The following is a 16,612-nucleotide window of genomic DNA, read 5'->3' as shown; positions in this document are numbered from 1 at the left end:
ACCATCGCCAGCTACCAGCTCGCCACGGGCGTGGGCAGCGGCAACGGCAGCCTGACGTTCAACGCCGACGGCTCCTATCGCTTCACGCCGGGCACCGACTTCGACGCCCTGCCGGCGGGTCAGAGCCGCAACGTCACGTTCACCTACACCGCCACCGACAACAACGGTGGGGTGAGTGCGCCGCAGACCGTCACGATCACCGTAACGGGTACCAACGACGTCCCGACCGTCAGTGGGACGGCGACAGGCGCAGTCATCGAAGACACGGCGGTCACCAACGGCAACTTGGTCACCACCGGTACGCTCACCGTCAGCGATGCCGATGCCAATCAGTCGAGCTTCCAGTCGGGTACTGCTACGCCGGTGGGAACCACGCTGGGCAGCCTGACCATCGGCAGCAATGGCCAGTGGAGCTACAGCGTCGACAACGCCAAGGTCCAGTACCTGGCCGCTGGCGAAACCAAGGTCGAGCAGTTCACGGTCAAGACCGCTGACGGCACCAGTCAGACGATCAGTGTCACCGTGACCGGCACCAATGACGTCCCGACCATCAGCGGCACGGCGGCCGGTAGCGTGACGGAAGATACCGCCGTCAGCGGCGGCAACCTGACCACCACCGGTGCGCTGACCGTGGCGGATACCGATGCGGGCCAGTCGAGCTTCAACACCGGCAGCGTCGCGTTCACCGGTGCCAGCGGTTCGACCAACGGCACCACGACCGCACTCGGCACCTTGTCGATCAGCGCCAACGGCGCGTGGACCTATACGGTCGATAACAGCAAGGTGCAGTACCTCGATGCCGGTCAGTCGCGGGTCGAGACCTACACCGTCAAATCCGCTGACGGCTCCGCGACCCAAACCATCACCGTGACCATCAACGGCACTGCTGATACGGCGGTGATCAGCGGCAACGCCAGCGGTGCCGTCACCGAAGACAGCAATGTCTCCGGCGGCAACCTGACCACCACCGGCGCGCTGACCGTGGCGGATGCCGATGCGGGTCAATCCAGCTTCAACACCGGCAGCGTCGCGTTCACCGGCGCCAGTGGTTCGACTAATGGCACCACGACGGCACTCGGTACCTTGTCGATCTCGGCCAATGGCGCCTGGACCTACAGCGTTGACAACAGCAAGGTGCAGTATCTCGATGCCGGTCAGTCGCGGGTCGAGACCTACACCGTGGCGTCGAAGGACGGCTCCGCGACCCAAACCATCACCGTAACCATCAACGGCACGGCGGATACGGCGGTGATCAGCGGCACGGCGGCCGGCAGCGTGACGGAAGATACCGCCGTCAGCGGCGGCAACCTGACCACCACCGGCGCGCTGACCGTGGCGGATGCCGATGCGGGTCAATCCAGCTTCAACACCGGCAGCGTCGCGTTCACCGGTGCCAGCGGTTCGACCAACGGCACCACGACCGCACTCGGCACCTTGTCGATCAGCGCCAACGGCGCCTGGACCTATACGATCGACAACAGCAAGGTGCAGTATCTCGACGTCGGTCAGTCGCGGGTCGAGACCTACACCGTGGCGTCGAAGGACGGCTCCGCCACGCAGACGATTACCGTGACCATCAACGGCACGGCGGATACGGCGGTCATCAGCGGAAACGCCAGTGGGGCGGTCACCGAAGACAGCAATGTCTCGGGCGGTAACCTGACCACCACCGGTGCACTGACCGTGGCGGATGCCGATGCGGGTCAATCCAGCTTCAACACCGGCAGTGTCGCGTTCACTGGCGCCAGCGGTTCGACCAACGGCACCACGACCGCACTCGGCACGCTCTCGATCAGCGCCAATGGCGCCTGGACCTACACCGTCGACAACAGCAAGGTGCAGTACCTCGACGCCGGTCAGTCGCGGGTCGAGACCTACACCGTGGCGTCGAAGGACGGCTCCGCGACCCAAACCATCACCGTCACCATCAACGGCACGGCGGATACGGCGGTGATCAGCGGTACGGCTTCCGGCAGCGTGACGGAAGACACCGCCGTCTCCGGCGGCAACCTCACGACCACCGGCAGCCTCACGGTTGCCGATGCCGACGCGGGGCAATCCAGCTTCAACACCGGCAGCGTCGCGTTCACTGGTGCCACCGGTTCGACCAACGGCACCACCACGGCGCTGGGTACGCTCTCGATCTCGGCCAACGGCGCCTGGACCTACAGCGTTGATAACAGCAAGGTGCAGTACCTCGACGCCGGGCAGTCGCGGGTCGAGACTTACACCGTCAAATCTGCTGACGGTTCGGCCACGCAGACGATTACCGTAACGATCAACGGCACGGCGGATACGGCGGTCATCAGTGGTAACGCCAGTGGGGCGGTCACCGAAGACAGCAATGTCACCGGCGGCAACCTGACCACCACCGGCAGCCTCACGGTTGCCGATGCCGACGCGGGTCAATCCAGCTTCAACACCGGCAGTGTGACCTTCGGTAGTGCTTCCGGCACCACCGGTGGCACCACCACGGCGCTGGGTACGCTCTCGATCAGCGCCAACGGCGCGTGGACCTATACGGTCGACAACAGCAAGGTGCAGTATCTCGACGTCGGCCAGTCGCGCGTCGAGACCTACACCGTGGCGTCGAAGGACGGCTCCGCGACGCAGACGATTACCGTGACCATCAACGGCACGGCGGACACGGCGGTGATCAGCGGTACGGCGTCCGGCAGCGTGACGGAAGATACCGCCGTCTCCGGCGGCAACCTCACGACCACCGGCAGCCTCACGGTGGCCGATGCCGACGCGGGCCAGTCGAGCTTCAACACCGGCAGTGTGACCTTCGGTAGTGCTTCCGGCACCACCGGTGGCACCACCACGGCGCTGGGTACGCTCTCGATCAGCGCCAACGGCGCGTGGACCTATACGGTCGACAACAGCAAGGTGCAGTATCTCGACGCCGGCCAGTCGCGCGTCGAGACCTACACCGTGGCGTCGAAGGACGGCTCCGCGACGCAGACGATTACCGTAACCATCAACGGCACGGCGGATGCCCCGACGCTGGGTGGCGTCACCAGCGGTGCCGTGACCGAAGACACGGCCGTTACCAACGGCAACCTGGTCACCACTGGCACGCTCACCGTCAGCGATGCCGATGCCAATCAGTCGAGCTTCCAGTCGGGTACTGCCACGCCGGTGGGAACCACGCTGGGCAGCCTGACCATCGGCAGCAACGGTCAGTGGAGCTACAGCGTCGACAACGCCAAGGTCCAGTACCTGGCCGCTGGCGAAACCAAGGTCGAGCAGTTCACGGTCAAGACCGCTGACGGCACCAGTCAGACGATCAGCGTCACCGTAACGGGTACCAACGACGTCCCGACTATCAGTGGCACGGCGACAGGCGCAGTGACCGAAGACTCGGCCGTTACCAACGGCAACCTGGTCACTACTGGCACGCTCACCGTCAGCGATGCCGATGCCAATCAGTCGAGCTTCCAGTCGGGTACTGCTACGCCGGTGGGAACCACGCTGGGCAGCCTGACCATCGGTAGCAATGGCCAGTGGAGCTACAGCGTCGACAACGCCAAGGTCCAGTACCTGGCCGCTGGCGAAGCCAAGGTCGAGCAGTTCACGGTCAAGACCGCTGACGGCACTAGTCAGACGATCAGTGTCACCGTGACCGGTACCAACGACATCCCGACCATCAGCGGTACGGCTTCCGGCAGCGTGACGGAAGACACCGCCGTCTCCGGCGGCAACCTCACGACCACCGGCAGCCTCACGGTTGCCGATGCCGATGCGGGCCAGTCGAGCTTCAACACCGGCAGCGTTGCGTTCACCGGTGCCAGCGGTTCGACCAACGGCACCACGACCGCACTCGGCACCTTGTCGATCAGCGCCAACGGCGCGTGGACCTATACGGTCGACAACAGCAAGGTGCAGTATCTCGACGTCGGCCAGTCGCGGGTCGAAACCTACACCGTGGCGTCGAAGGACGGCTCCGCGACGCAGACGATCACCGTGACCATCAACGGCACGGCGGATACGGCGGTCATCAGCGGTAACGCCATTGGGGCGGTCACCGAAGACAGCAATGTCTCCGGCGGCAATCTGACCACCACCGGTGCGCTGACCGTGGTTGATGCCGACAGCGGCCAGTCCAGCTTCAACACCGGCAGCGTCGCGTTCACTGGCGCCAGCGGTTCGACCAACGGCACCACGACTGCACTTGGCACCTTGTCGATCAGCGCCAATGGCGCCTGGACCTACAGCGTTGATAACAGCAAGGTCCAGTATCTCGACGCCGGCCAGTCGCGGGTCGAGACCTACACCGTCAAATCCGCTGACGGCTCCGCGACGCAGACGATTACCGTGACCATCAAGGGCACGGCGGATACAGCCGTGATCAGCGGCAACGCCAGCGGTGCCGTCACCGAAGACAGCAATGTCTCCAACGGCAATCTGGTCACGACGGGAACTCTGACCGTGGCGGACGCGGACCTAGGTCAGTCGAGCTTCAACACCGGCAGCGTGACCTTTGCTGGTGCCGGCGGTACGACCGGCGGCACGACGACGGCGCTGGGTACGCTTTCGATCAATGCGAGCGGTAGCTGGACCTACAGCGTCGACAACAGCAAGGTTCAGTACCTCGGGTTGGGGCAGACCCGCACCGAGAGTTACACGGTGACGTCCGCCGACGGCTCGGCCACGCAGACCATCACGGTCACCATCAATGGAGCCAATGAAGCGCCGACCGCCACCAACGACACCTATGCTTCGCTGGGCAAGCTCTCCGGTCTCTATTCCGAGTACTACGCTTACAACGAAGGCACCGATGGCGCCAACATGACCAGCGTCGCGCAGGCGAATGCGTTCATGGCAACCAAGCCGGCCGATGCCACGTTCGTGGCCAGCTCGCTCTACTACAACTATGTCGTGGGCGACCTGGGGAGCTCGGGCAACCTCGCGCGCTTCCTCGGCAGCGATGCCAGCACGCTCAGCACCAGCTCGCCGGCAACCGGTAGCGATGCCATCCTGCGCATGGTGGGGGACATCGAACTCTCCGCCGGCACCTATAACTTCAAGGTGCTCGCCGACGATGGCTATCAGATCAAGATCGACGGTGTCGTCGTGGCGGTGGTTGATCGGATTCAGAGTCCGACGACGAATGCCGGTACGTTCACGATCGACGCGAGCGGCACGCACAAGATCGAGATCGTCTACTGGGACCAGGGCGGCAACGCAGTCTTCCAGCCGCAGCTGCAGATGGTGGGGTCGGACTCGAACTACTACCCCCTGAACCATTACGTGCTCTCCTCACCGATGGTGACGCGCGAAGACACGCCGATCTTCCTCAATGCGAGTGACCTGCTCAGTAATGACAGCGATCCCGAAGGTGATGCACTAACACTGACTTCGGTGAGCAACCCGGTGGGCGGCACCGTCAGCGTCAGCAATGGCGTGGTGACCTTCACTCCAAGTGCCAATTACAACGGCACCGCGACGTTCGACTACACCATCAGCGATGGCAAGGGTGGCACCGCGACGGCGACCGTGTCGCTCTACGTGACGCCGGTCAACGACGTGGCGACCATCAGCGGCACGGCAACCGGCGCCGTAAAGGAGGACACGTCAGTCAGCGGTGGCAATATCACCACGACCGGCACGCTGACGGTCGTGGATCCGGACGCTGGCGAAGCGGCCTTCAATACCGGCAGCGTCACCTATACCGGGGCCAGCGGCTCGACCAACGGCACGACGACCGCGCTGGGTAGCCTCTCGATCACGTCGGGCGGGCAGTGGACCTACAGCGTCGACAACAGCAAGGTGCAGTATCTCGATGCCGGTCAATCTCGCGTCGAGACCTATACCGTGGCATCGAAAGACGGCACGGCGACGCAGACGATCACCGTGACCATCAACGGCACGGCGGATGCCCCGACCATCAGCGGCGCGACCACCGGTAGCGTCACCGAAGACAGCAACGTCAACGCGTCGGGCAACCTGGTCTCTTCCGGTGTGTTGACCGCAGTCGACGCGGATGCCGGGCAGTCCGGTTTCCAGGCGGGCTCCGGCACCGCAGCCAGCGGCACGCTTGGCACACTGACGATCAGCGCCAGCGGTGCCTGGAACTACAGCGTTGCCAACAGCGCGGTTCAGTATCTCAAGGCGGGCGAGCAGAAGGTCGAGACCTTCACCGTCAAGACCACCGACGGCACGACTCAGACCGTATCGGTGACGATCGTCGGTACCAACGAACTGCCGGAAACGCTGGATACGACGTCGACCGGGAAGGAAGACCCCACCTCGCTGATCGCAGTCAGCCTCTCGGGTACCGACAGCGACGGCAGCGTGGCCAGCTTCCAGATCTCGAGCGTGGGCGCCAACGGTACCTTCTACAGCGATGCTGCCGGCACTCAGGTCCTGTCTGCGGGATCCATCGTGAATGCGACGGCCAACGGTGCGACGGTCTACTTCAAGCCGGCCGCCAACTGGTCGGGTTCGAGTTCCCTGCAGTATTCGGCCACCGACAATAACGGCGGCAAGGACGCGACGCCGGCCACGGCAACGGTCAACGTCACCGCGGTGGCCGATGCGCCGACGGTGAGTCTGAGCGGCTACACTGCTGCCGGGTCCGGCCTGCTGAAAGAGACGTTCGCGATTGCCACATTGGGCACCAGCGGTAGCGGGGCGAGCCCGGCCACCATGCAGGCAGCCATTGACTCCGGCACTCCGGTGACCAGTGGCAACACGACCAACGCCGCCAACAGCAACGTCGCCGCGGGGACGGGCACGCATATCTCGGGGCTTATGTATCTCGAGGCCGGCAAGACTTACAGCTTCAGCGGCTCCGGCGACGACAGCATTCGACTGCTCGTCGGCGGCAAGGTCGTGGGTGAAGGAACCTGGAGCACCAGCAGCGGCAACTACTCTGGCACCTACACGCCGACCGTGACCGGCTACTACACGCTCGATCTTTACCACCACAATCAGGCGGGCGCGGGCAACTACTCGCTGAACGTGTCGGTCAACGGCGGCACGACGAAGTCACTCAGTACCAGCGACTTCGTGCTGATGCAGGATGTCAGCGCGCTGGATGCGGCCAACGTGAACCACTCCGGGCTGCTCGGTACCGATGGCAAGGGCAACGGCTACTACCAGCTCTACGCCATGAACGAGGGCGACGAGAACTCGACCATTCATCTGTCCAAGGTGACGACTGGACTCACCGATACGGATGGCTCGGAGAGCATCAGCAAGGTCGCGATCAGCGGTATCCCGGTGGGCGCGACCATCAGCGACGGCACCAATACCTTCACGGCGACGTCCGGAACGACCAGCAAGGACATCACCGGCTGGAATCTCAATACGCTGACGGTCAAGCCGGCTGCCAACTACGATGGCACGTTCAATCTGTCGGTTTCGGCAACGTCGAAAGAGGCCAGCAACGGTGATACCGCCACGACCAGCGTGACCGTGCCGGTGATCGTGCATAACACCAACGACGCGCCGACAGCCGTCGCGGATACGTCGTCGGTCACGGCGCAGCCCGATCTCGTCTATCTCTCGACCGCCGAGGGTACGTTGGAAACCTGGAACCTGACCACCGGCGCCCAGACCAGCGTCACGATCAAGACGAGTAACGGGACGACAGTCAGCGGGCTCGGCGATATCTCCAGCAGTACAACCGCGGGCCGGCTCTACGGTGTCGCTTTCTCGTCGTCGGCCGGCAGCTCGACACTTTATAGCATCAACGCAGCCACGGGGTTGGCATCGGCAGTCGGTGCTATCTCTGGCTTGACCAGCATCAACGCCTTGGCGCTGATGCCCAGCGGATTGCTGATCGCTGCCAGTGCTAGTTCGACAGGGATCTACTCGATCAATCCGTCGACGCTTGCCGCGACCAAGATCGCTTCTACCAGCTTCACCGCTGGGGGTGATCTCAAGTATGTCGGCAATCATCTCTATGTGTCGGATGCCAACAGCAAGGTCTACGAGGTCGCGCTGAACAGTGACGGCAGCATCAAGACGACGAATGGCAATGCAACGACAACGCTGGTCGCTACCATGTCCAGTCAGGTTTACGGGCTGGCCGAGGATGCCAAAGGGCAGCTGTTGATCATGACCACCGACAGCAAGGCAACGCCGATGAACGTCGACACCCACACGCTGGGGACGGCGACCACGCTGACGGCGTTGAACGGCGGCACGCTCTACGGTAGTGCCAGCGCCATCGACGCGGGCTCGGCGGTTGCCAGCGGCAATGTGCTGAGCAACGATACCGACCCCGATGGTGACACCCTGACGGTCGCCTCGGTCTCCAACAGCGTCGCCAGCAGCAGCGCGACGGTTTCGAGTGCGGCAACGACGACCATCGCCGGGGTCTATGGCACGCTGGTGCTGAAAGCGGATGGCAGCTACACCTATACGCTGGACGCCGACCGGCCGACCACACGAGGCCTGTTCGGGGGCAGCAAGGGGAGCGACAACTTCACCTACACCATCAGCGATGGCAAGGGAGGCACGTCGACCGCGTCGCTGGCGATCAGCGTGACGGGTGCCACGGTCAACAATGCACCGACCGCCTCGAGTTTCACGGTAAGCCTGACCGGGACCAGCATCACGAGCGATACGGTCTACGTCGACTTCGCCAGCGGCGCCAACATGCGCGATATCGAAAGCGGTTCGGGACTGGCCATCGCGATCACCTCGCTGCCGACCAACGGCGTGCTTTACGCCAACGGCGTAGCCGTCACGGCAGCCGATATCGCCAACGGCACGCTCTTCGACGCCAAGACCATTACGTACAATCCGGCGGATCAGTCGCATACCGAGCGCTCTGGCTTCTGGCCGTTCTACACATATACCACTGTCGAGGATAAGCCTCTTTCGGACAGCTTCGGCTTCGCAGCGGTCGACGGCAGCGGCACGCAGAGCGCCACGCAGACGGTCACGCTCAACCCTGATGGAAACGGCACCTATACCAGCGTCACCACGGGCTCCAGCTTGAGCGGGACCTCGGGTGCCGATCTCGAGATCGGCACGTCCGGCAGTGACATTCTTACGGGTGGTGCCGGTAACGATATCCTCGTCGGCAATGCCGGTAGCGATACGTTGAGTGGTGGCGCCGGGGCCGACAAGCTCTACGGTGGCGCCGGGGCGGATACCCTGACGGGTGGCACGGGCTCGGATCGCCTCGAAGGGGGCAAGGGCAACGACATCCTCACCGGTGGCAGCGGGACGCTGGATACGGAGAGCGATACCTTTGCCTGGATGCGCGGCGATCAGGGCTCCTCGAGCTCGCCGGCCATCGACCGGGTCACCGACTTCACGGTTGGCGCCAAGTCCAGCGGTGGGGACGTCATCGATCTCTCCGATATGCTGGACGTCGGTTCGAGTAACCTTTCGAATTCGGCCCTGGCCTCCATGGCGTCGCAGTATCTGCACTTCGTCAAAGGCGAGGCGAGCGGAGCGCCGGGTACGGCGGGCACCAACAGCTCGACGCTAGAGATCAAGACCGACGGGCCCGAGGGAGCGGTGACCCAGAAGATCGTCTTCAGCAACGTCGACATGACCTCGCTCGGCAGCTCCGACACCGAGATCATCAAGACCCTGCTGGACAACGGTAACCTCAAGACGAACCTCGACGGCTGATGCCTGTCGTCGAAAGAGAGGAGTAAGAAGGTTTGGTTGACGAACCGACACCGCTTCGCCCGGAACCGCTGGGGGAGAAGGAGATCGATCCGCTGCTGGGAGCGCTGGTCTTTCTCTGCCGGCACCACGGCACACCGAAAACGGCTGACGTGATCAGCGACGGTCTGCCGCTGGATGAAGGGCGGCTGACGCTATCGTTGGTGCCGCGCGCTGCCAGCCGCGCCGGGCTCTCCGCCAAGCTGGTCAGCCAGCGTGCCGACCGCGTGGCCGATATTCTGCTGCCCTGCATCGTCATGTTGCAGGGACGCCGCGCCGTCGTGCTGCTCGAGCGCGATGCGGAGCGCAAGCAGGCGACGGTTTACCTGCCGGAGGCCGATGGTACGCAGACGGTCGATATGGAGTCGCTGCTGGAGCAGGCGACGGGGCAGGTCATCTACGTGCGTCGCGAGCATCGCTTCGACGCCCGCGCGCCAGAGACGGTCAAGCTGGCCGACGGCCACTGGTTCTGGTCGACGCTGAAACTGTCGACGCCGATCTATCGTGACGTACTGATCGCCTCGCTGCTGATCAATCTGTTCGCGATGGCGGCGCCGCTCTTCACCATGAACGTGTATGACAAGGTGGTGCCCAACCTCGCTTTCGGCACGCTCTGGGTGCTGGCGACCGGCATGGCGATCATCGTCTGCTTCGATCTCTTGATGCGTCAGGTGCGCTCCTGGTTCATCGATACCGCCGGCAAGAAGTCCGAGGTACTGCTGTCGGCCAAGATCTTCAGCAAGGTGATGAACCTGCGCATGGAGGCCAGGCCGGTCTCGGTCGGAGCCTTCGTCAAGAACCTGCAGGAGTTCGATTCGGTTCGCGACTTCTTCACCTCGATGACCATGACCACGCTGGTCGATCTGCCTTTCGCGATCCTGTTTCTGATCGTGGTATGGATCGTCGGCGGGCCACTGGTGTGGGTACCGATCGTCGCGCTGGTCATTCTGATCGGCTACGCCGTCGCCATCCAGTGGCCGTTGAAACGCTCCATCGAACTGGGCTCGCGGCTCGCGACCGAGAAGCATGCGCGGCTGGTCGAGAGCGTCGCCGGTCTCGAAAGCATCAAGCTGGCGAACGCGCAGGGCGAAACTCAGCGCCGCTACGAACGCGCCGTCGGCGAGATCTCCAAATGGGGCGTCAAGAGCCGCAATCTCTCGACCTCCGTCTCCTCGCTCACCATGGCGGTCAATCAGCTCTCCACGGTGGCGATGGTCGTGCTTGGCGTCTATCTCATCGGCCAGGCGCAGCTGTCGATGGGTGGGCTGATCGCTGGCGTGATGCTGACCGGCCGTGCGCTGCAGCCGCTGGCGCAGATGGCGCTGCTGATCACCCGTTTCGGGCAGACCCGCAGTGCCATGGCGGCCATCGACCAGATCATGAAACTGCCTGACGAGGTCGACGATGCGAAGAACTACGTCCATCGCGATCGGCTCAGCATGCGCATCGAATTCGATCACGTCGGGTTTCGCTACAGCGAGCTTTCGCCGGAGGTGCTCAGTGATGTCTCGTTCACCATCGAGCCGGGCGAACGTGTCGGTATCATCGGGCGCATGGGAGCAGGCAAGAGTACCGTCGAGCGATTGATGAGCGGGCTCTATCGCTCGACCGAGGGCAGCGTTCGCATCGATGGCCTCGATATCAATCAGATCCATCCGGCAGACGTGCGTCGCCACATCGGCTTCGCCGGCCAGGATAGCGCGCTGTTTTTCGGCTCCATCCGCGAGAACATCATTCTCGGCCAGCCTTATGCCAGCGATGAATCGGTGCAGCGCGCGGCGGACATTGCCGGTGTCAGCGAGTTCACACGGCGCGATCCGGATGGTCTCGATCGCCAGGTCGGCGAGGGCGGGCGACTGCTCTCCAGCGGTCAGCGACAGGCGGTGCTGCTGGCGCGCGCGATCCTGACCAATCCGTCGCTGTTGCTGCTCGATGAGCCGGGATCGCACATGGACAACCGCGCCGAAGCCTTGCTGCGCCGGACGCTACGCGATCTCCCGCGCAGCCAGACGCTGGTGCTGGTGACGCACAAGAGTTCCATGCTGGAAGTGGTCGATCGGATCATCGTGCTCGATTCCGGCCGCGTGATTGCCGATGGACCCAAGCAGACCGTGCTCAAGGCGCTCAACGAAGGGCGCGTCGCGGCGCCGCCGGAACCCACGCCGCCCGCAGCCAGCCAGCAGGAGGTGCGCCATGGCCAGCGCGGATAACATGCCAAGCAATATTGCCAAGTGGCCCAAGCCGCACGCGCGCGAACTGGAGCTGGCCGACGACGCCAGCGCGGCAACGCTGCTCGCCACGCCGTGGCGCTCGCGCATCATCATCTGGGTGCTGCTGGCCGTCTTCGCCGCCTTTCTGCTCTGGGCGGGCTTCTCGCACGTCGAAGTCGTTACCCGAGGCACCGGGCAGGTCGTGCCATCGTCGCGCCTGCAGACGATTCAGAACCTGGAAGGCGGGATCGTGCGGGACATCTTCGTCAATGAGGGCGATGTCGTCGAAGCGGGACAGCCGCTGGCGCGCATCGACCCCACGCGGGCGACTTCCGATCTGGCCGAGCGCAATTCGACCCTGGCCGGCCTGCAGGCGTCGGTCGCCCAGTATCAGGCCGAGCTTGCCTCCGTCACCGTGTCCCCCAGCGCGGACGACTGGCGCCAGCAGGTGAGTGTCGCGACGCAGCCGATCCCCCTGAGCGACGAATTCAAGACGTCGAATCCGGATATCTATAACGCGGCGGAGAGCGCGTACAGTGCGCGGCTCAACGGGCTCAGTTCCCAGCTTGACCAGGCCGCGGCACAGATCCAGCAGCGCCAGCAGGAGCTGCAGGAACTGCGCGCCAAGGCGGATTCGTTATCGCGCAGCTATCAACTTTCCCGGCAGCAGTTGGGCATCACGGCGCCGCTGGTCAAGGAGGGCATCGTCTCTCAGGTCGACCTGCTCGATCTGCAGCGTCAGGTCAACGATCAGCGCGGCGAGCTGGAATCGGCGCAGCTCTCCATTCCGGCCAAGCAGTCCGAGCTTCAGGAGGCGATCAGCAAACATCGCGATGTCGCGACCCAGTTCCGCTCGCGCAGTGCCGACGCGCTGACCGAAGCCCGCAACAAGCTCGATAGCCTGCAGCAGGGGCGTGTCAGTCTGCAGGATCGGGTCGATCGTACCCTCGTTACATCGCCGGTGCGGGGTAGCGTACAGTCGATCGAGGTCAACACCATCGGTGGTGTGGTCGACCCCGGCGCGAAGCTGATGCAGATCGTGCCGATCGAAGATCAGTTGCTGGTCGAGGCGCGCGTGGCGCCGCGCGACGTCGGCTTTCTGCGCGTTGGCCAGCCGGTGACGGTGAAGCTGTCGGCATACGACTTCACGATCTATGGCGGTTTGAAGGGCACGGTCACGCGGATCAGTCCGGACACCGAGCAGGACGAGAAGGGCAACACCTATTACGAAATGACCGTCAAGACCGACAGCAACCACCTGGGCAAGAGCGAGGACGATCTCGCGATCATTCCGGGTATGCAGGCAACGGTGGACGTCGTGACCGGCGAGCAGACGATTTTGCAGTATCTGCTCAAACCGATTCTGCGCGCCAAGCAGGGGGCGCTGCGTGAGCGATAAGGCGAAGGTACCGCAGGTCGCTGGCGTGGTGAACAGCGGGATCGCACTCAGAACAGAGCAAGGGGCGAGAAGGGCGAGATGATGAAGAAGTGGATTCTGTCCGCCGGCATGGCGGCGCTGGCCGGGAGCGCACAGGCGCAAACGCTGACGGAGGCCGTGACGCAGGCCGTGCTGGAGTACCCCAGCACGCGTACCGAAATGGCGCGCTATCAGCAGAGTCTGGATGATGCGCGCGCCCAGCGTGGCGCCTACCTGCCCTCGCTCGATCTGCAGGGTCGTGTCGGCTACGGCGAAAACGAGAGCGAAACCAACGGCATTCGCCAGTCGAGCGATCCGCACGATTATCGTCGCGCCTATATCACGCTTTCTCAGCTGATCTGGGACGGCAATACGACACTTGAGCAGATTCGCCAGGCGGATGCCGAAGCGGATTATCAGCGCTGGCAGGTTGCCGCCCAGGCCAACCAGATCGGGCTGGCGACGGTCGAGAGCTATCTCGACGTGCTGCAGGCGCAGCGGCTCTTGCAGCTGGCGCAGCGCAACGTCGACACGCACCAGCGAATCACGGCCGATATCCGTCGTCGGGCCGAGCTGGGGGCGGGCACGACGACCGATGCGACCCAGGTGCAGGGGCGTCTGGCGCAGGCCCAGGCGAGCCTGATCTCGGCACGCAACAATCTGGACGATGCCGTCTCCTCGTTCGTTCGCTACGTGGGGCAGTCACCGAGGAACCTGCAGTTACCGGATGACGTCGACATGGCCCCGGTGCCGGCCGACTTCGATGCCGCGATGGCGATGGCCACCGCCAACAATCCGCTGGTGATTTCGGCTGCACACTCGATCGACGCCGCCCAGCATGAAGTCGCCGCCGAGCGCGGCAACTTTCTGCCGTCGTTCAGTGCCGAGGCGAGCCGCACGGTCAGCCGTGACTACGACTACGAAGGCAGCGATTCCGACGACTGGAATGCCGATCTGGTGATGTCGTGGAATCTCTATCGGGGCGGCATCGACGTGGCCAATCTGCACTCGCGGGAAGACTCGCTGCGCGCCGTGCGCTACGACAGCGATCGTTCACTGCGCGAGATTCGCGACGAACTGCGTCTGGCGTGGAACGCCCGGGACTACGTCAGCAGTCAGCTGCCATTCCTGCAGCAGCACGTCGATGCCAGCGAGCAGACGCGGGTCAACTACCGCAAGCAGTTCGATATCGGTCGGCGCACGCTGCTCGACATGCTGGATAGCGAGACCGAGCTTTATGATGCCGAGCAGTCTCAGGTCCAGGCGCAGTTCGCCCTGCGTCGGGCCAATTATCGGCTGCTGTCGGCTACCGGTAACCTGCTCGACACACTGCAGGTCAACGTGGGCATGATCGGCGATGCCGGCGATCGCTACCCGCCGCCGATCGATCGCGCCAACGACCCCCAGGGCTGACCGGAGAGCCGATACCATGAGTCTATTTCGTCGCTCCGTTGCCATCCTGGTCGGGCTGCTGCTGCTGTTTTCGGTGGGTATCTTTGCCATCGAGGTGCACCAGACCCGCGAGTCGGTGGCCGAGCGCCAGCAGTCAGACGTCGACAACCTCGCCCAGGCGCTGAGCCTCTCGCTGGTGCCGTTCGTCGAGATCGGCGACTGGACCAGTGCCGAAACACTGATGCGCGCGGTCGCCGATGGCGGCGCCGTACGCCGACTCGAGCTCGAAGCGGTGGGGAGGGACGCTCCGCTGGTGATCGACAGCGCCGGCACCAGCCACACGCCTGGCTGGTTCCAGCAGATCGTGGCGCTGCCCAACGCCAGCGCCCAGCGCGAGATCAGCGGCGGCTGGTCGGCGCTCGGCAGCATCCAGGTGCAGTCGGACAGCGCCGGCGCCTACGATCAGCTCTGGTCGCTGGCGATACAGCTAATCACATGGCTCGCTGCCGGCATGGTGCTGGTCATCGTGCTGTGTGTCTTCGGCGTCAAGCTACTGCTTGGCCCGCTCAACCGGCTATCGCGACGTATCGGTGAGATGCAGAGCGACGGCTTCGACGAACCGCTGCCGCCGAGCCGAGTCAAGGAGCTCGCTGGAATCACCGAAGCCGTCAATCACCTAGGCATGCGTCTCAACCAGCAGTTCGACCAGCAGGCCGAGCAGGTCGTCCGGCTGCAGCGTTTGACCGAGCAGGATGCGGTCTCGCAGCTGGGCAACCGCGCCTATCTCACCCGCGTGCTCGACGAGTGGCTGTCAGCGCCGGTGGGAGGCTCGCTGGCGATCCTGCGCATCGAACAGCTGCAGGAAATCTACCGCCAGGACGGTTTCGAGGCCCGCGATCATGTCATTCGCAACATCGGGACCTACCTGAGCGGCGTGCGGCTCGACGAGCGGCCGCTGGCGTCGGCGCGGCTGTCCGCGGAAGAGTTTGCCCTGATTCTGCCGGATGCCGACGATACTCAGCGCGAGAGCTGGCTTGCGGAGATCCTCGATCGCGTCGACGATCTCGTCGAGGCCAATCCGCTTTCCGAGACCCGCCCGCAGCACACTCGCGCCGGCGTGGTGCTGAGAGAGCGTGGCATGACGCGCGAGGGTGCCTTGGCGCGGGCAGACAGCGCGCTGCGCGAAGCGATCGAGCGCAATCAGCGCTGGGTCACCGTGCGTGCCGAGGATGTCGGTGCCGCGCGTGGCAGGCAGGAGTGGCGGCTGGTCATCGAAAAGGCGCTGGACGAACGGCGTCTCAGTTTTGCCGCCCAGCCGGTGCTGCTCGAGAGCGGCGAGACGCTCCACCGCGAGCTCTATGTGCGTCTCAATGAGGGTGAAACGCAGCATATGGCTTACGCGTTTCTCCCGGTGGTCAATCACTTCCACATGGGAGCGCGTCTGGATACTGCCGTGCTCGACTGGCTGGCGGAGCATGTCTCTGCGCTTGACGGCCGCGTGGCGGTCAACCTGACCGCGGATTCGTTCGCCAGTGCGGATTCGTCACGGGCGCTCACGCATTGGCTCGAATCGCATCCGCGGCTCGCGTCGCGTCTCGATCTGGAGGTCAGCGAGGAGGTGGCGCTGGATCATCTCGAGTCGGTCCAGCAGCTTTTCCGGCTGGCGCACCGTCTGGGTGCCCGCGGCGGCGTCGATCGGTTCGCGCGCAACCTGCAGGCGATGAGCTACCTGGCCCGGTTGCGTCCAGCCTACGTCAAGATCGACCAGGGTTTCTTCGTGCGTGACGAGGTCGATACCGAGTTCCTGCGCAGCCTGTGCATGGCGGCGCATCAGGTCGAGGCAAAGGTGATCGTGACGCGCGTCGAGTCCGACGAGCAGCGCTCCCGCGTGGCGGAAGTCGGGGCCGATGGCTATCAGGGTTATCTGGCGCCCATCGCGCCGCTCGAGCTGCAGTGA

At 64.1% G+C, this 16,612-nt stretch carries 5 protein-coding genes; all 5 read left to right on the top strand.

The features are described 5' to 3' along the window. Positions 1–3: 3 nt before the first annotated feature. On the top strand, positions 4–9,600 hold the full coding sequence (locus tag IE125_RS19175) for a VCBS domain-containing protein (RefSeq protein ID WP_268249109.1): 9,597 nt from the start codon (positions 4–6) through the stop codon (positions 9,598–9,600). Between the two features lie 32 nt (positions 9,601–9,632). Next, a complete protein-coding gene (locus tag IE125_RS13300) occupies positions 9,633–11,846 on the top strand; it encodes a type I secretion system permease/ATPase (protein WP_229809107.1) in 2,214 nt (737 codons plus the stop codon). Further along, positions 11,830–13,245, top strand: a complete 1,416-nt coding sequence (locus IE125_RS13295; RefSeq protein ID WP_229809106.1) for an HlyD family type I secretion periplasmic adaptor subunit — start codon at positions 11,830–11,832, stop codon at positions 13,243–13,245. Before IE125_RS13300 ends, IE125_RS13295 begins: the two co-directional genes overlap by 17 nt. Positions 13,246–13,323: 78 nt before the next feature. Further along, positions 13,324–14,676, top strand: a complete 1,353-nt coding sequence (locus IE125_RS13290; protein ID WP_229809105.1) for a TolC family outer membrane protein — start codon at positions 13,324–13,326, stop codon at positions 14,674–14,676. A gap of 16 nt (positions 14,677–14,692) precedes the next feature. Continuing rightward, positions 14,693–16,612, top strand: coding sequence for a bifunctional diguanylate cyclase/phosphodiesterase (locus IE125_RS13285; RefSeq protein WP_189445151.1), 1,920 nt, complete (start codon positions 14,693–14,695; stop codon positions 16,610–16,612).

The sequence above is a fragment of the Salinicola rhizosphaerae genome (assembly GCF_014652715.1).
Taxonomy (GTDB): Bacteria; Pseudomonadota; Gammaproteobacteria; order Pseudomonadales; family Halomonadaceae; genus Salinicola; species Salinicola rhizosphaerae.
This window is presented reverse-complemented; position numbering and strand designations above follow the sequence as displayed.